Here is a 16963-nt window from a genome sequence, read left to right as displayed (position 1 = left end):
TTCTTCCATGTCGGCCGTTCGCTTGATTCCTTCCACAGACATGACGAAAGGCGACGATGATGACTCGTATGCTGATCTGTCTCGTTTCGGTCCTGGCAATCGTTGTATCTAGTGGCTCCCTTTCTGAAGCAGCCCCCGCGGCCCAAACAAAAGACAACAAAGGTTTGCAACTGTTCAAAACGCAAATTGAACCGGCGCTGGTCAAATACTGCTATGAATGCCACTCCAAAAAGGGAGAGAGCATTGAAGGAGGTCTGGAACTCGACTCCCCTTCAGGCATGATGCGGGGCGGCGATACTGGCCCGATGCTCAAGCCGCACGATCTTGAACACAGTTCGCTGATTCAAATGCTGAAGCATCAAGGCGATGTTTCCGGCATGCCGCCGGAAAAGAAACTTTCCGATGAAGTCATCGCCGCCTTTGAAGAATGGATCCGTCTCGGCTGCCCCGATTCCCGCAAAGAGACCGGCCCCACACTCAAAGAACAACGTTATCAGTCTGCGCAAAAACATTGGGCCTTCGTACCGCCGCAAGCAGTCGAACCGCCTGCCGTCAAGCGCGCCGACTGGCCTCGCGATCCGGTGATCGACGGCTTCGTTCTCTCTGCAATGGAACAACAGGGTTTGAAACCGGTCAGCGATGCCAATCGGCTGACGCTGGTCCGACGCGTCTATTTTGACCTGATCGGCCTCCCCCCTTCCCCGGCAGAAGTCGACGCCTTTCTGAATGACAAATCACCCGAGGCACTCGCGAAGCTGATTGACAAATTGCTCGCTTCCCCGCGCTTCGGCGAACGCTGGGGACGGCACTGGCTCGATGTCGTCCGTTTCGCGGAATCAAGCGGCATGGAATTCAACTTTACGTATCCGCACGCCTGGCCCTACCGCAACTATGTCATCGATGCCCTGAACCAGGATAAACCCTACAACGTTTTCCTGCGCGAACAGATCGCTGGCGACCTGATAACGGCCCAACCCAATGAATCTCCGGAAACCATCCAAGCCCGCCAGATTGCTCCCAGCATGCTGGCCTTTGGTCCCAAGCGACACAACTCGAGCGGAACAGAATTCCGCATGGATATTGTCGACGACCAGATCAACACCGTCTGCCGCGCAACGCTGGCGCTGACTGTCTCTTGTGCCCGCTGCCATGATCACAAATTCGATCCGATCCCGACTGCAGACTACTATTCCCTCGCAGGCATCTTTTTAAGTACCGAACCCCTGTATGGCACGATCAAGCAGAAATACAGCAACTCCCCCACCGACCTGCTGCCCATCGGCAAGAATGCACAAGCCCTGCATGCGGCTGCTGAAGCTTACGACAAACAACTGCAGGAAACGGAAAAGCAACTGACGGCTCAAACAGAAGCCCTCAAGAAAGCCACCGATGCACAAAACCTGGCGGCTTCTGAACATAAAAAATATGAACAACTGGTGGCGACAACGGTCGTAGATCCTGCAAAGCCGAATGCCGACAACCGCCCCTCGCAGGCCGATGTGGACAGGAAACAGGAGAAGTTGAACAAAGCCAGCGATCTGGTTTCCCGGTTGAACAACGAAGTTGCCACATTAAAAACAAAAGTCACTGAGTTGAAAAAGAACGTGCCTGCCCGACCACAATACGCTATGAGTGCCCGCGACGGTAAGAAACCTGCAGACACGTATATCGCTGTCCGCGGCGACTTCCGTGAAAAAGGGGCCGTCGTGCCGCGCGGTTTTTTAAGCGCGATCCCCATGAAAGACACACCGAAAATCGCAGCCGGTCACAGCGGTCGTCTGGAACTCGCTCAGTGGATTACCAGCAAGCAGAACCCGCTCACGGCCCGCGTGATGGTCAACCGCATCTGGCACCACTTATTCGGCCGCGGTCTGGTTTCCTCTGTCGATAACTTTGGAGTGATCGGCAAACAGCCAACACATCCCGAGTTACTCGACGCCCTCGCCTTGCGTTTCGTCAAAGAAGGCTGGTCGACCAAACGCATGATTCGCGCCATCATGCTGAGTCGGGTCTACCAGTTGAGCAGTGCGCCCGATCCGGGCAACATGCAGATCGATCCCGATAACGGCCTGCTCTGGCGGGCGTCCCCCCGGCGGCTTGAAGCCGAAGCCATTCGCGACGCAATCCTGACCGTCAGCGGGCAACTCGATTTCCATCGTCCTGCTGCCTCAACCGTCACGCCTCTGGGCGACCAACTGGCCCGCAGCATTCCGATGGAAAAACTGCAGCCTCCCAGTAATCATCGCAGTGTTTATCTGCCGGTGGTTCGCGATTACGTTCCCGAACTGTTCGATCTGTTCGATTTCCCCTCGCCGAGCCTGGTCAGCGGAAACCGTGCGGTGACCAATGTTCCCTCGCAGGCACTTTATCTGCGTAATTCCCAATTCATCACCGATCAGTCCCGACACGCCGCCGAACGACTGCTGGCTTCCAAACAGGCAACCGACGACTCCGCGAAAGTGGAACTGGCCCTGCGGTGGGCTCTCACTCGTGCTCCCTCCAACCAGGAGAAACAAGGCGCGCTGCAACTCATCCAGCAGGTCCGAAAAACCGGTGATCCGAAAAACAAAGCTACCGAAGTTGATGCCTGGGCCGCCTGGTTCCAGACCTTATTCATGACAGCCGAATTTCGTTTTCTGGTCGATGCCCCATAACACCAAACCCTGACAGCAGGCCTTTCACACATATTCAAAACAGGAGATTACCTCCGATGAAACATGAAACATCAGTCACACATGTATCGCGACGTCAATGGCTCAAGGCTGCCGCCGGTGGCCTGGGTGGTCTGGCTCTGACCGGTTTTTCACCGCAAGTCAGCGCCGCCGGTCTGCTCTCTCCCAAAATCGCACATTTTACACCCAAAGCAAAACGGGTCATCTTCCTGTTTATCAATGGGGGCCCTTCGCAGTTCGAGTCGTTTGACTATAAACCGGAACTGAAAGCAAACGGCGGCAAAAAAGGCGCCAACAAAGGAAAACTGCTGGCGCCGCTGTATGAGTTCGCGCAACACGGCGAAAGCGGGATGTGGATCTCCGAAGCGTTTCCGCACCTCGCGCAACAGGCCGACCAGATCTGTATGCTCAACGGGATGACCGGACCGAGCCGCGCCCATCCCATCGCCATCCCCATGCTGCATACGGGAGAATTCAAATTCCAGCGTCCCTCCTTCGGCGCCTGGGTTCTCTACGGACTGGGCACCGAAAACCAGAATCTCCCCGGCTTCTTCACCATCAAACCCACACGCACCTTCGGGGGACCGGCCAATTATGGCAGCGCCTTCCTCCCCAGTACCTTCCAGGCCACACGCCTCGGCTGGGATGGTCAGTCCATCAAGACTGCTGCCATCAGTAATCTGAAATCAAATCACGGACTCGCAGCAGACCCGGAACAAACTGCCCTGGCACTGGCGCAACAAATGAACCAGCGCCTGCTGGGACAGACCGCCGATGTGCGCGGCGTGATTGATTCTCTCAACCTGAGCGAACAGATGCGCGATGCGGTTCCCACAGTGATGGATCTGAGTCGCGAAAGCAAAGCCACGCTGGAGATGTACGGCATCAACGGCGGCCCGTCTGACGATTTCGGTCGGCAATGCCTGCTGGCCCGTCGTCTGAGTGAATCGGGGGTCCGCTTTGTCGAAGTCAGTTCCAGCGGCTGGGACCACCACAACGGTCTCGACAAGTTCAAATCGAAAGCCGAGACAATCGACAAACCGATTGCCGCGCTGTTGGCCGACCTGAAGCAACGGGGACTCCTGGACGAAACGCTGGTGCTCTGGAGTGGCGAATTTGGACGACAGCCCGAAACACAAGTTCTCTCCGGGAAAGAGACACTGGGCCGCGACCACAACGCATCCGGCTATACCGCCTGGCTCGCCGGCGGAGGCACAAAGGGCGGTTTAACACACGGCGCCACGGATGACCTCGGTTACAAAACCGTCGCAGGCGAAGTCCATCTCCACGATCTGCACGCCACCATGCTGCATCTGCTCGGCCTGGATCACAAGAAACTCGTCTACCGCTTCGGCGGCCGCGACTTCCGTCTGACCAACATTTACGGCAACATCGCCCATGACATCATCGCCTGAATGGGAAAGGAATCCACTTTTATCACACCACAAAAGTAAGTAGCCCGGTAAGCCACAGATGACGATCCCGCAGTGGTGAGATGGCACGAATCACGAAAACCATCTGATATCATTTTCGTGGCTTTCGTGTTTTTCGTGGTAGTAGAAGAAAGAGAGAGGTCGGTCTCTATTTCATATATCCTGCTCCTTTTTCTCATCCCTTATTCAATCCATTTGTGAGTAAAAAACAATGTTCCAATACGTTTTGTTGGCCTTAACCATCTGTATGTTCTCCCTCCCGGCGAATGCAGTCGCTGCGGAAGTCATCAATGCCGGCGTCGGCGGTAATCTCAGCTCACAATTGTTAAAGCGAATCGACCGCGATGTGCTCGCGCACAAACCGAGTGTCGTGGTTCTGATGGTCGGCACGAACGACCGCCTCAACTCGGGCGGCTTCATCGACATCAAGGACTATCGAAACAACGTCAACACGCTGATCGACAAAATCCAGGCCGGCGGCACCGAAGTTCTCTTGATGACGCCGCCCCCCTGCATCCCGGAGCTGCTCTTCAGCCGCCATGATTCGAAAAAGTATGCCGATCAGTCCCCCGTCGAGCGGATGCAGGAAGTCCGTACCGTTCTGCTGGAAATTTCGCAGAAACGAAAAATCCCCCTGCTCGATTTTCACGACTATCTGATCGAACACAAGATCGCCGACAGCAACAAAACCAGCGTCCTCCGCAACCCCGCCAACAGCGGCATCAAAGACGGCGTGCATCTGACCCCCGCCGGTTATCAGCTATTAGCAAAACTCGTGGCCGAAAAGCTGGCAGCCGAGAAACGGGATACCACAAAAATCGTCTGCTTCGGCGACAGCCTGACGCAGGGTTCCGCCAAAGCCAACTACCCGGCCTACCTCAGAGAAATTCTGGCCGCGCCACCGAAGTAATCAAAGCGAAGAAATGATGGCCCTGATGATTGGGAGCACATCGGTAAGCCATGAAATAATAACAGCAGGACTGGTCAAACATTGTTCTTTGCCTAAAAAGAGAAGAGAACTCTTAATTTGTACAAATGACTCATACAAACCGATAATTTGATGAACAGAACAAAGATGATCTACTTTTCAGTTACTGTTGCCTTGCTTGCTGTCGCATGGATCGGGTGGAAACTCACATCCAGAAATGCATATGAGTCAGCCAGTTACAGCGTGCTGAAATCAGAAGATCAGTTTGAAATCAGGGAGTATCCGGATCTTTACATGGCGATCACTCAATCGGAATTCGACTCTCAGGGCAAAGATGGCAGCTTCATGCGATTATTCCGCTATATCGATGGCAACAACGTGCAACAGCAAAAAGTGGCCATGACGACTCCCGTGTTTATGAATTCGCAGCAAACGGATGCCCCTGGAAACATGGGATTTGTGATTTCTCAGAACTTAACGGGAGGTGAGATACCCGCTCCTGCCAATGAAAAAGTGCAGATATCCGAGCGTAAAGGGGGTCGTTTTGCAGTGATTCGATTCAGCGGCCGAATGAATGAGGCGACGGTCCAGCAAGCCGAACAAAAATTAAGAACCTGGGCTGCACACAAGCAGCTGCAGCTGGGAGACCAGGCAGAGTCTGCAGGCTATGATCCGCCCTGGACACCAGGCCCCTTTCGCCGGAATGAAGTCCACATTCGAGTCAATCAGAGTCTGTAAGAGACTGCCAGCTTCTTCAATCTCACTGCTGAGGCTTCACGAGGACAAGACAACCACAATCAGAAATTCTGCCTCTGATTCCATTTTTGACAGATTCCGGGAGTAATTCGTCCATGACGAAACAATCCATAAAAAAAATGGAATGTATGGAGGTCTGGGGAGGAAACCAGCCGGCCGATCAGGAACTGACGACAACGGGTTTGGATATCTGGGTCTACAGTCAGCCCTATGGTGCCTCCAAATCAGGCGGTGATGTCTACTATGTTTCTTCCTGTTCCTCCGGACGAATCACCAGGCTACTCCTGGCTGACGTCAGCGGTCATGGTGAAGCGGTTGCAGGCCGGGCAAATGTGTTACGACAGTTAATGCGACGTCACATCAATCACATCAATCATGCCTCTCTGGTGGAAGCGATCAATTACGATTTCGAAGCAGAATCGAAGAGTGGTGGATTTGCGACTGCCATCATCGGAACTTTTTTTTCTCCGTCGAAAACACTGACTTTAATAAATGCCGGTCATCCGAACCCGTTGATCTACCAGGAAAAAACGGGAACATGGAGTCCGCTGGGTTTTCAACTTAAAAATGGAGCAGGACGCAATTTTCCACTGGGGATTAAAGCTGGCCAGAATTATTCGAGTATAAAAAGCAAACTGAAACCTGGTGATCTGGTGCTTTGTTTCACCGATGGATTACTGGAAATGAAGCGTCCCGACGGCTGTATGCTGGGAAAAGAAGGCCTGCTGCAAATTCTCGCGAAGCTGGACGCGCACAATCCGAGCCAGTTGATCAGCCAACTCATTCAGCAGATTGATCCGGACGAGAGACTGATCGGTTCCAATGACGATCTCTCGATGGTGCTGTTTCGGAGAAACAATCAACGCGTCTCATTCGCAGACAATTTCCTGGCTCCGTTTCGCGCAGCAAAACACCTTTTGCAAAAGTTCCGTGCATAAAAGGTGCCAGGAAACTTTTTACAGATTAACTCACAATTTGAAATAACGTTCGTGCTTTTCGTATTCGAAAAATCACAATTCCCTGCAGGCAGTTAATCGTCTTCCGGATCTTGTGCTGCAGGTTCCGGGAGCCAGAAACAGGCGATCGAACCAATCAGATAAACCGCCAGCACGACGCAGGCGGCGGCGAGTGCCGTCGACTTGTTAGGCATGAGCGGGGTGAGTGATGTCGTCGCCAAGGCGGCCGACGTCCCGATCATGCGGCCGCCGATGTTCGCGGCAAAGCTTTCGCCTGTACCTCTGAGATGCAGCGGATAAACTCGCGGCAGGTAGTTTCCCCAGAAGCTGAACTGCGCGATCGTCAGCATCCCGGCGAAGAAAATTCCCCACTTCAGCAAGTCGAGATTGTCGCGGGCCGGATAGAAGTAGACGAGCGGAATCAGAATCAGCCCCGGAATCTGGAACAGTCGCATCAATCCACGACGGCTGATAATCCAGATGGCACAGATCGCGAACACAAATCGTCCGGTCAGGCCGCCGATCTCCTGATAAAAGTTGACGTGCGCCGCGGTCTCCTGCTGGATCTTCTTCTGCTGCGGAACCGGGAGTCCGGCCGTCATTTCCTTAACCTGTGGCAGTGACGGCACGATACGCGGCGTATGCTGCAATGCGCCAAACGCCGCCCCGTAACTGCAAGCAAACATGATCGTCGTCACAATGGTGGTGCGTCGGTATTTCGGAGAAAACAGTTCGGCGATGCTCGGCCGTTTCAGCGTCCCGGCGTTCTTTTTCTTTTCCCACTCCGGCGATTCCGGCAGGAAGGGACGTATGATAATTAAAGGAAGTGCCGGGATTACCCCGGAGATGAGTGTGTAACGCCAGGCTTCATGCCCGCCGGCGATGGCAGGCAGCATGTCACCATATTGCAGCGCGAGCCAGTTTGCTCCGGTTACCAGCAGTCCCCCAAACGACGAGAACGCCTGCGTAAATCCCAGCACCTTTTCCCGTTGTTTGGGATCGGGGAACAGTTCCGCCAGCCAGGCCACCGCCGCCACGAATTCGACACAGACACCAACGAACGTCGTACAACGCAGAAAGAGCAGCATCTCAATTGAAGTCGCAAAACCCGCCGCACAGGCAGAGAACGCATACAGCAGAATACTTCCCACCAGCACCCGCCGCCGTCCTAACAGGTCCGTCAGATATCCCCCCAGCAAACCGAACAGCCCGCCTGCCATGGCGGGTACGAAGAACAGCATGCCGACCCAGTACTCAAACTGCGGCGTCCCCGGACTCGCCCCGATCAGATCCTGCAAGGCGGGCCTGACAATCAGAGGCAGCATCAGCAGTTCATAGATATCAAAAGCAAACCCGATCGACGCGATGACACAGATCAACCACTGAGTGCGAGTAAACCTGGAATTCATGGGAGGGAACTCTTCTCTATTGCGGTAAAAAAGACTTGAAACGGACCAAATCTGCCTACAAGGCAAACGGGGCACTTAACAGATTCAGGAGCAGATTCTCTCACGTTTCAAACAAGAAAGGAAGTATCAGCGGGCCCTGAAAATTTCACCATACATCAAACCCCCGCCGGGACGCAGCGGTTTCGAAGCCGCCATCAAGATTTCACCGCTCAGAAAACCGAATGTGAAAAACCCGCTCACTTTGGGGAGCAAAGGGCTATTCCGGCGCCACCGGATTCTCCCGCTCGCCATCCTGGAAGGTATGCCAGCCTCACGAACATCCCATGTAAGTCTTCAGAGAGTCCGTCATTCCTTAAACCTGAGTCCATTTGCGGAAAATGCCAACTGAATCTTCTCAACAATTTCGTCTACATTCAAACTGTCGGTCGTAATAATGAGATCCGCTTTTCGATAAATTGGCTCACGTTGCACAATCATTTTCTGTAATGCTGCACGTCCTTTTCGATATAGCAACGGACGCTTCTCCAGTTCCAGCGGGTTCATGCTCAATCTGTTCCAGAGCTCATCAAGAGATGCCTCAAGATAAATGGTGATACCAAGACCTTTCATCAGTTCAAGCATACCATCAATCGTCGGCAGCCCTCCTCCCGTTGCCACAATCCCCTTTTTCCCTGATTTGGTTTCTTCACTAATCTTGCTGATGATATCTGCTTCCAGATCGCGAAAGTGGCTTTCGCCGAAACGTTCAAAGATTTTCAAAATTGAAACCTGCTGCTTTTCTTCAATTATCATATCGGTATCGTATACGTTCCAGTTTTGCGCATTCGATAGTGCGCCCGCAATCACCGACTTCCCGCTACCACTGGGGCCGATCAAAAACACCAATGAGCACTCCGTTATTGTGTCTGATTGCATTAGATCTTCCATCATTGATTTACAGGCTGTGGCTCGTAGCAATTCGGGCAGAGTTGCTTCTTTATGAATGCATGTTCCGATGTCGAAAATTGGAAACCGCAAGCGGGACACGTCCTGACTGATCTGGGCTGCCCGCCGAAATTAAGGACATACCTGTTGAACTCCTGGGATTGGAGTTCCTTGATGTCTGTCCAAGTAAGATGATTCTCTACTGAATTGCCATGGCTGAACGACATGGCTCGCCTCCATTCTTCAAAGAGTCCATACGCTACTTCATATGCTCTCCACTCTACGTCTGCCCCCACTGGAAGATTACGAGCTTCGACTGCGTGCAGTGCTCGCTTATCAATGAGTTCCCAAATGAACTCATCCCACTTGGTAACGGATCTTGAGATAAAGAAAAACGGGACTCGAGTTTGATGCACATGCGGCTTTACATGTTCGAATAATAAGCCTCCAATGTCGTCTGCCTTGGAGACATTTTCCTGAACTGCCCTGCTCAGTTTCCCGTGCGCGTTTTGGACGTCATCAAGCGTGAGCTTGACGCGCTCCGGACTGGCGACAATATTGGAAGATGCAATTCGAAACGCCTCAAGAAAATCTCGGGAAATTCCATGCGATCCTCGAACGAGCATTTCTACAGTGTTATTGTTTTTGAACAAATCTTTGATAAGCTGTTTCGCGTTATAGTCGTCAAGGGGGCCATAAAAATTTGCCAGGCGCGGCTCCTTATAGACAAGACGACCAAATAGTATATCCAGAAAGAATGCCTGCGTGGTGTCTTTTGCCGGTGGCAGGTCCACATCACCCACGATCGAAATGTCCTGGCCAATCTCAATACCACGAAAATTGTCACGCGTCCCGCCGTTGTTGAATTTACAGATATTCCTGTAGGCGGCAATCTTCACAGAGACACAATCAAGACCAAAGAAGCAGGACTTGAGGTAATGCGCGAATTCGGCCTGGCAATCCCCCAGACTCTGCCACTCGTCAATCAGGATCATCAGAAACTTTACCTGAAGAGTATCGATAATTTCTCTGATCAGCGATCTGATCTCTGGTGCGCCGAGATCATACGACGATTCGATCCGGGCCTGAGTAAAAGTCTTGTGCTTGATGTGCGAACCATCGCTATTTTCCGATGAATACTTGCCCCCGAGGGATATATTAGCGGAAGGGAGCAAAGCATCTGGTTTAAGTCCGAATTCATTTTCCACATCAAATTTCACACCGCTACTGCGAGCGCGTGAGGAGTGTGTTCCATACTCAGAGGCCGCACTGTCAACTCGTGATGCCGCAATCGGATTTGTGCGGGGAACTCCGTATCGGAGAATCTCGTGCAAACGTAAAAAACGATCTTCAAGAAGATCCTTCCGTGCACGGTTTCGGAGTCCGATTTTTGCCAGTAGCCCCTCATTCTGAAGAACTCTCTCCCCCAGCCCAATCATGCGGTCTGCGACCTGTTGAAGAAATGACCGGAAGTAACCACGCGCTCTGACTGATAATGGATCTGCTTCAGAGACGTCGGGTGATCGTTTAAAGTCCTCGACCTGCAGGCCAATGGCAATGTAATCGTTCTTAGTATTCGGGGGTTGTCCATCGCGGAGCAACTTTCGCAGGAGCATTGTTTTTCCAGTCCCACGTCGACCAAAAATAACCTGGTTCGCAGGACCAGCCATTGAAGAAATGACTTCATGATGTGGTGTATCGATGAAAAGATGCTCGTGATCCGCAAGTGATTGATCCTCAGTACGAACTGAAATCGCTCTCTCACTTTTGATCGCCTGACGAAGAATCTCTGCTTTATTCATTGACTCTATTCCTAACACGAGTGTGCAAATGCACCTACTGTCATGGAAAAGTATTTACGAGCAAAAAGATCGCTTTAGGATAGTGTGTGCGGACGATTGACGTGCACATGATTGTACCTGCCTACGCAAATGACTACACGTAATAAGTAGAACCGTTTAGTTCCATGTTTTCAAGCTTCAACATTGAATTGTCTGGAGCTGGAGCGAAATACTTCGTAGATGCCCGACTTCCATTGAGTATGCGGACAACGATCTCAAAAGATTCTAAGCGATGTGATCAAAATCACGACACCAGCCTGCGCGAGTAATCTCTGAATAACATGAGTTTAAAGATCCACTCACTGCGGGGAGCAAAGGGCAGTTCCGGCGCGATCGCCCCTGCCGCTTTGAACTTGCGATCCATGCCTGACAGTACCAACGGCACCGAGCCCTCCCGTGACTTAAATCAACTCGCGCAGTGGTTCGATGCCCTGGTCGACCAGATACTGTGGCGTGCCGCTGGTGTCGAAGATGCGGGTGCCGTTGAGATCCAGGCCGACGTTGTGGTACAGCGTCGCGAAAACTTCCTGGAACTTGACCGGCCGGTCGATCGCGTATTCGCCCATGCGGTTGGTTTTGCCGATCACCTGACCGGTATTCATCCCGCCGCCGGCCAGCATCGCACAGGAAACTTTGGGCCAGTGGTCGCGGCTGTTATTCTGGTTGATCTTCGGCGTGCGACCAAACTCGCCCCAGACCACAACCGAAACGTCTTTATCCAGCCCCCGTTCGTGCAGGTCGGTCACCAAAGCAGACAGCCCCTGATCGAGCAGCGGAAACTCCTCACGCGACTTGGGAAAATTCATTCCATCGGGACCGTGCCAGTCCCAGCGACTGTAATTCAGCGACACACACCGCGCGCCCGCTTCCACCAGACGGCGGGCCAGACAGAAGTTTTCAATCATCCGGGGCGCACCGTCGCGCTGAAATGTTTCGTCGCTCTTGCCGTAACGGGCGAGAATCTGCGGATCTTCTTTCGAGAGGTCCAGCGCATCGGCCAGCTTTGACGTGGTCAGAATATTCATCGCCTGTTGAGAGTACACGTCCATACTTTCCATCAGGCCGGATGTGTCGGCGTCACGACGGAACGTATCGAACGCGCGCTGCAATTGTACCCTGTCGCGCAAGCGTTCGAGGGTGATCCCCTGCAAAACCATATTCTCCGGCGAACTGCGGGCTTTGCGACCCACAAGATTGAACGGCGAATGCTGCACTCCCAGAAAGCCTCCTGTGCCGGGTTCGCCCCAGGTGCCGTTCCCCGTTTTATACATCAGGGCCACATTCGACGGGACGGCGGCATTCACCGGCCCCTGCAGTTTCGAGACGAACGCACCCGCTGCCGGCCAGCCTCCCGGAGGCTGACGACTGCCGAACTTGCGCCCGGTCATACATTGATAGGCATCGTGTCGGCCGTCAGCGTCGGAGATCGAACGCACCGGGATGAACTTATCCATCATGGTGGCCATCCGCGGGAACAGTTCGCAGATCTGGATCCCGGGTACGTTGGTTTGAATGGCGTTGAACTCGCCTCGAATTTCTGTGGGCGCTTCCGGCTTGGGATCCCACAGGTCAATGTGCGACGGCCCGCCGGGCATGTAGATATTGATGATCGCTTTGTGATTGCTGCCGGTCTGGCTCGCGGATTCGGCCCGTAGAACGCCCGGCAAGGAAAGCCCGCCGAGAGCCATACCACCGATTTTCAGAAAGCTGCGACGGGAAACGCCATCACAAAATTGACCGTTTTTCGCGGTCGGTTTACCTAGTATCGTCAGCATGAAATCTCTTCCCTGGGAACCATGAATCACAGCGCCATTGAATCAATATAAATCAACGTTGATATGATACCGGAGATTGATTTCGAAATCAAACGCAATTTGTACAGGTTTTTCAAGAGTCCTGGAATCCGTTTCACCTCATTTCAGCCAGCGTTTTTTCTTTGCTGCCACGAAAGACGCGAACAACACGCAATTCAGTCCGGGCCCGTCCCGCAGATAAAACGCCGCTGTCATCAATGCTGCCTGCTCTCTCCATTACTGTTTGTCGTCTTAATTACATTGTATTATTAAGTCCTGTCAGCTAAATACTGTGATTGAACTTCAAATTGAACCTGACAAAATGTGAAAGAATCGCTGCTCAGATGGAACCTGTCCCTGATGTCGTGCGGCATCTCATTCATTATTCGTGCCACCTGCTGGTGCCGTTTCTGATTGCGCGGCTGTTCTGGAAAGAACACTGGGTGCAGGCGGGGCTGATCATGCTGGCCACGATGCTGATCGACGTGGATCATCTGCTGGCCGACCCGATTTTTGACCCGCACCGCTGCAGTCTCGGCTTTCATCCGCTGCATACCTGGTGGGCGGCCGTCGTTTATGTCTGTCTGCTGGCGATCCCCTCCTGGAAATGGCGGGCGGTCGCCGTCGGCTGTTTGTGGCATCTGGCAACCGACGGAATTGATTGCCTGCTCGGCGGACATTGCCTGTTCTGCGGTTTTCAGTGAATGAAACACGATATTCAGATCAGCTCATTTTCAATTTTCGTGCTGTTCGTTTCTTTCGTGGAAGAAAGAGCAGACAATATCACTTCCAGCCTGTGTCCAGGTTTACTGTAGCGCCACCAGGGCCATTGGGACCGGGTATAATCACGAGAGACGCTTTGGTTCAATGTGATGCGTGCTAGATCAATTCCCTGATCACTTCACCTTCCGGCAGTGCCAGCATCGGGCGATCATCGAGTGTGCGCAGCTCCGCCTGGGGATTCAAGCCCAGGGCATGATAGACGGTGGCAGCAAAATCGGGCACCGAAACGGGGCGCTCCGTTATTTCCGCTGCATGTTTGTCAGTGGCGCCGATCACCTGTCCCGTTTTGATTCCGCCGCCTCCCAGCGTCAGGCTGAAGCAACGGTTCCAGTGGTCACGCCCCGGAGCACGCGGATCATTATTCAGCCGCGGCGTCCGGCCGAATTCACCGGCGGTAATGACCAGTGTGTTCTCCAGCATGCCACGCTGGTCAAGGTCATTTAAGAGTGCTGCATAACCCTGTTCGTAAGGCGGCACTTCCGTCCTCAACCGGGGAAAAACTTCCGGGTGATGGTCCCAGCCGTAGCGTACATAACCTTTCACGGTGACGAATCGCACGCCTGCTTCAACCAGCCGCCGCGCCAAAAGTAATCCCTGCCCCACACGATTGCGACCATAACTGTCGCGCACCTGTAGAGACTCCTGTGAAATATCAAAGGCATTCTTCGCGCGTTGTGAGGTAATCATCGACAGGGCGCGCTCGCGAAACTGTTCGTGAGTCCGTGCAAATTGAAGCTGGCGTTCCTTATTGGATTGAAATTGATCAAGGGCTGACAGGAGTGACTGACGATCGGTCAGGCGATCAACGCCCACCGAGTCGGGCGGACTGAATTCCTTCACCGCGAAGCTGCCGCTGTTCGGGTCAGGGGCGACTACGAAAGGATCATAGGTCCGTCCCAGATAACCGCCGAAACCCGGGTCGCCATACTGCGGGCTGTCCAATTTGCCCACCTGCACGAAAGGCGGCGTCTGGCGCGAGCGGCGTTCCTGTTGCCAGGTCAGCATGGCACCGAATCCCGGCGGGTTGATTGCGGGTGTCAGACGGTTGCCACTCATCAAATGAAAATCACCCTGCCCATGCGTGGGTGAGTAGGAGTGCATCGAACGAATCAGCGAGAACTTGTCGGCACAGTTGGCCATGTTCGGCATCAGCTCGCACAATTCCATCCCGGGCACGCGTGTGGTAATCGGAGTCAGTTCGCCACGAATTTCAGCCGGTGCGAGCGGCTTCATGTCATACATGTCGATGTGACTCGGCCCGCCAAGCAGCCAGAGCAGAATACAATTCACCTCGCGGCGTGGCTTCGCCGCATCAGCCGGTTGTGTCATGGTGTCAATCAGGTTTACGCCCAACGCAGACAAACTGCCCACCTGCAGCAATTCACGCCGATTAAGCCCCGCATTCAAACGCAACATGTTTCGACTTTCGTCTGGGAAGAACCATACTCTGGAGGGAAGCCGTTGATTCAATCGCTGTTACATCGACATAAACAACCATTGATATGATAGCGAAGATTGATTTTGGAATCAAACGGAATTAATCCAGGATCTTCGAGAGTCCGGGAATCCGCTTCACACCCTGCTTTCAGAGATCCTTTTTTTCTATCATCAACGACATGAAAAGTCTGCTTGAGTCCGTTGCGAATTTTTCACGGTCACAATCCGTCAGCGGGAACGCAAAGGGGCTCTGGTCTATGAGGAAACAGCGACCCCGTTTAAAATGAAGTCTTTCAGACTCAAACGATTTCATTAAAAGGAGACACCGTGATCATGGATGAATTCATGCAGGCGGCCATTGAAGAGGCGGAAAAAGGGCTGAAAGCAGGAGGCGTTCCGGTCGGCTCTGTTCTCGTTTATCAGGGAAAGATTATTGGAAGAGGGCACAATCTCCGCCAACAGAAAAACAGTGTCATTCTTCACGGCGAAATGTCTGCACTGGAAAACGCCGGCAGACAACCCGCCAGCGTTTATCGAAACTCGGTCCTGTATACGACTCTCTCCCCCTGCCCGATGTGCAGCGGTGCCATTCGACTGTATCAGATTCCACGCGTGATTATCGGGGAAAATCAAACCTACCTGGGCGATGAAGCGTTATTAAAATCGAGTGGCGTCGAGATCGAAGTGCTCCAGAACGCAAAATGTATCGACCTCATGCATCAATTCATCGCCGCAAATCCGGAAATGTGGAACGAGGACATCGGCGAAGAATGATGCGCATGTAAGTATCGGAAGAAATGCACGGACGCTTGGCTTTCGTACCGACACTCTCTATCATGATCCCTGCGCCGGGTAACGATAAACATCAGCCAGACAGAATGGAAATTCCATGTCGCACAGCGTCCTTTTTCAGCCCTTCGCGCTCCATGATCTCACTTTGCCGAACCGGATTGTCCTCGCTCCCATGACGCGCTCGCGGGCCGGAGTCGAACGCCTGCCGAATCAACTCATGGCTGAATACTACGCGCAGCGCAGTGCGGCGGGCCTGCTCATCACCGAAGCAACCACCATCTCCGAAGAAGCAAACGGCTGGAATGAATCGCCGGGCATCTACACCGACGCCATGACCGAAGGCTGGAAATACACCACCGACGCCGTACATGAAAAAGGGGCCGTCATCTTCCTGCAGCTCTGGCATCTCGGCCGGTCTTCGCACAGCAGCTTTCACAACGGAAAACCCGCCGTTGCCCCCTCGGCAATCAAGATCAACGAACCATACATCCATACGCCCACGGGCAAACAGCCTTACGAAGTTCCCCGCGCACTCGAAACCGACGAGATTCCGCGGGTCGTGAACGACTACCGGCAGGCTGCGGAGCGCGCGAAGGCGGCAGGTTTTGACGGCGTTGAAATACACAGTGCCAACGGTTACCTGATCGACACGTTTCTCCAGTCGAAAACGAATCACCGCACGGATCAGTACGGCGGGAGCGTGGAGAACCGTTACCGTTTTCTGAAAGAAGTGGTCGAAGCGGTCACGTCCGTCTGGCCCGCCAACCGGGTCGGCGTCCGGCTCTCTCCCAACGGTGTATTCAACGATATGGGGTCGCCGGACTTTCGAGAACAGTTCACGTTCGTCGCCAGTCAACTTGACCACTTCGGTCTGTCTTATCTGCACGTCATGGACGGCCTGGCGTTTGGGTTCCATGAACTCGGCGAACAGATGACGCTGGCTGAATTCCGGAACATATTTCACGGCCCGCTGATCGGCAACTGCGGTTACACGCAGGAGATGGCTGAAAAGGCGGTTGCAGAAGGACACGCCGATCTGATTGCCTTCGGACGCCCCTTTATCAGTAATCCGGACCTCGTCGCACGGTTTCAGAATGACTGGCCTCTGGCAGAGACAGCCGAGATGTCCGACTGGTACTCACCCAACGGCGCGAAGGGTTACACCGACTTCCCGGCCTATTCATACTAGTGGAGTGTCATTTTTGAATTTTGGGGTGATCGAGATCACGGGAGTGCGAC

14 protein-coding genes are annotated in these 16963 nt (G+C 53.4%); 8 read left to right on the top strand and 6 right to left on the bottom strand.

All coding sequences use genetic code 11. The annotated features are described in order from the left end of the window. Positions 1–164 precede the first annotated feature (164 nt). The 5 genes from Q0294_RS03615 to Q0294_RS03595 all read left to right on the top strand — a co-directional run bounded on the left by Q0294_RS03615 (position 165) and on the right by Q0294_RS03595 (position 6727). Positions 165–2654 carry a PSD1 and planctomycete cytochrome C domain-containing protein gene (locus tag Q0294_RS03615; RefSeq protein WP_299461014.1) on the top strand — a complete coding sequence of 830 codons (2490 nt, stop codon included), beginning with the start codon at positions 165–167 and terminating at the stop codon, positions 2652–2654. Positions 2655–2710: 56 nt separating this feature from the next. Further along, positions 2711–4087 (top strand): DUF1501 domain-containing protein, encoded by a 1377-nt coding sequence (locus Q0294_RS03610; protein ID WP_299461012.1) that lies wholly within the window; start codon positions 2711–2713, stop codon positions 4085–4087. Between the two features lie 229 nt (positions 4088–4316). After that, a complete protein-coding gene (locus Q0294_RS03605) occupies positions 4317–5015 on the top strand; it encodes a GDSL-type esterase/lipase family protein (RefSeq protein WP_299461010.1) in 699 nt (232 codons plus the stop codon). Positions 5016–5180: 165 nt separating this feature from the next. Then, on the top strand, positions 5181–5771 hold the full coding sequence (locus Q0294_RS03600) for a heme-binding protein (RefSeq protein WP_299461008.1): 591 nt from the start codon (positions 5181–5183) through the stop codon (positions 5769–5771). A gap of 113 nt (positions 5772–5884) precedes the next feature. After that, positions 5885–6727, top strand: coding sequence for a PP2C family protein-serine/threonine phosphatase (locus Q0294_RS03595; protein ID WP_299461006.1), 843 nt, complete (start codon positions 5885–5887; stop codon positions 6725–6727). A 92-nt stretch (positions 6728–6819) separates the two neighbouring features. Here the strand turns inward: Q0294_RS03595 and Q0294_RS03590 are convergent, their stop codons facing one another. From Q0294_RS03590 to Q0294_RS03570, 5 genes are all read right to left on the bottom strand, one after another. Beyond that, positions 6820–8154 (bottom strand): MFS transporter, encoded by a 1335-nt coding sequence (locus Q0294_RS03590; protein WP_299461004.1) that lies wholly within the window; start codon positions 8152–8154, stop codon positions 6820–6822. A gap of 345 nt (positions 8155–8499) precedes the next feature. Continuing rightward, positions 8500–9069, bottom strand: coding sequence for a shikimate kinase (locus tag Q0294_RS03585; RefSeq protein ID WP_299461002.1), 570 nt, complete (start codon positions 9067–9069; stop codon positions 8500–8502). Positions 9070–9080: 11 nt separating this feature from the next. After that, positions 9081–10880, bottom strand: a complete 1800-nt coding sequence (locus Q0294_RS03580; RefSeq protein WP_299461000.1) for a hypothetical protein — start codon at positions 10878–10880, stop codon at positions 9081–9083. A 283-nt stretch (positions 10881–11163) separates the two neighbouring features. Next, entirely contained in the window at positions 11164–11304 is a 141-nt protein-coding gene (locus Q0294_RS03575) for a hypothetical protein (RefSeq protein ID WP_299460999.1), read from the bottom strand. Between the two features lie 16 nt (positions 11305–11320). Next, positions 11321–12694 (bottom strand): DUF1501 domain-containing protein, encoded by a 1374-nt coding sequence (locus Q0294_RS03570; protein WP_299460998.1) that lies wholly within the window; start codon positions 12692–12694, stop codon positions 11321–11323. Positions 12695–13056: 362 nt separating this feature from the next. On the opposite strand from Q0294_RS03570, the gene Q0294_RS03565 reads away from it, so the two are divergent. Then, positions 13057–13416 carry a DUF6122 family protein gene (locus Q0294_RS03565; protein WP_299460997.1) on the top strand — a complete coding sequence of 120 codons (360 nt, stop codon included), beginning with the start codon at positions 13057–13059 and terminating at the stop codon, positions 13414–13416. A gap of 175 nt (positions 13417–13591) precedes the next feature. Here Q0294_RS03565 and Q0294_RS03560 read toward each other — a convergent pair whose 3' ends face one another. Next, the gene (locus tag Q0294_RS03560) at positions 13592–14911 is read right to left on the bottom strand and encodes a DUF1501 domain-containing protein (protein WP_299460995.1); all 1320 of its coding nucleotides are present in this window, start codon (positions 14909–14911) and stop codon (positions 13592–13594) included. 354 nt (positions 14912–15265) lie between these two features. On the opposite strand from Q0294_RS03560, the gene Q0294_RS03555 reads away from it, so the two are divergent. Further along, positions 15266–15706 carry a nucleoside deaminase gene (locus Q0294_RS03555; protein ID WP_299460993.1) on the top strand — a complete coding sequence of 147 codons (441 nt, stop codon included), beginning with the start codon at positions 15266–15268 and terminating at the stop codon, positions 15704–15706. Positions 15707–15821: 115 nt separating this feature from the next. Then, positions 15822–16913, top strand: a complete 1092-nt coding sequence (locus Q0294_RS03550) for an alkene reductase (RefSeq protein ID WP_299460991.1) — start codon at positions 15822–15824, stop codon at positions 16911–16913. The last annotated feature ends 50 nt before the right edge of the window (positions 16914–16963 follow it).

It is taken from the genome of uncultured Gimesia sp., from assembly GCF_937919775.1.
Taxonomy (GTDB): Bacteria; Planctomycetota; Planctomycetia; order Planctomycetales; family Planctomycetaceae; genus Gimesia.
Note: the sequence above shows the minus strand (reverse complement) of the source record. Positions and strands in the feature narration are given on the sequence as shown.

Coding starts and splice junctions, on each gene's coding strand:
- Q0294_RS03610 (WP_299461012.1), top strand. CDS start 2,711: ATGAAACATGAAACATCAGTCACACATGTATCGCGACGTCAATGGCTC.
- Q0294_RS03605 (WP_299461010.1), top strand. CDS start 4,317: ATGTTCCAATACGTTTTGTTGGCCTTAACCATCTGTATGTTCTCCCTC.
- Q0294_RS03600 (WP_299461008.1), top strand. CDS start 5,181: ATGATCTACTTTTCAGTTACTGTTGCCTTGCTTGCTGTCGCATGGATC.
- Q0294_RS03595 (WP_299461006.1), top strand. CDS start 5,885: ATGACGAAACAATCCATAAAAAAAATGGAATGTATGGAGGTCTGGGGA.
- Q0294_RS03590 (WP_299461004.1), bottom strand. CDS start 8,154: ATGAATTCCAGGTTTACTCGCACTCAGTGGTTGATCTGTGTCATCGCG.
- Q0294_RS03585 (WP_299461002.1), bottom strand. CDS start 9,069: ATGCAATCAGACACAATAACGGAGTGCTCATTGGTGTTTTTGATCGGC.
- Q0294_RS03580 (WP_299461000.1), bottom strand. CDS start 10,880: ATGAATAAAGCAGAGATTCTTCGTCAGGCGATCAAAAGTGAGAGAGCG.
- Q0294_RS03570 (WP_299460998.1), bottom strand. CDS start 12,694: ATGCTGACGATACTAGGTAAACCGACCGCGAAAAACGGTCAATTTTGT.
- Q0294_RS03565 (WP_299460997.1), top strand. CDS start 13,057: ATGGAACCTGTCCCTGATGTCGTGCGGCATCTCATTCATTATTCGTGC.
- Q0294_RS03560 (WP_299460995.1), bottom strand. CDS start 14,911: ATGTTGCGTTTGAATGCGGGGCTTAATCGGCGTGAATTGCTGCAGGTG.
- Q0294_RS03555 (WP_299460993.1), top strand. CDS start 15,266: ATGGATGAATTCATGCAGGCGGCCATTGAAGAGGCGGAAAAAGGGCTG.
- Q0294_RS03550 (WP_299460991.1), top strand. CDS start 15,822: ATGTCGCACAGCGTCCTTTTTCAGCCCTTCGCGCTCCATGATCTCACT.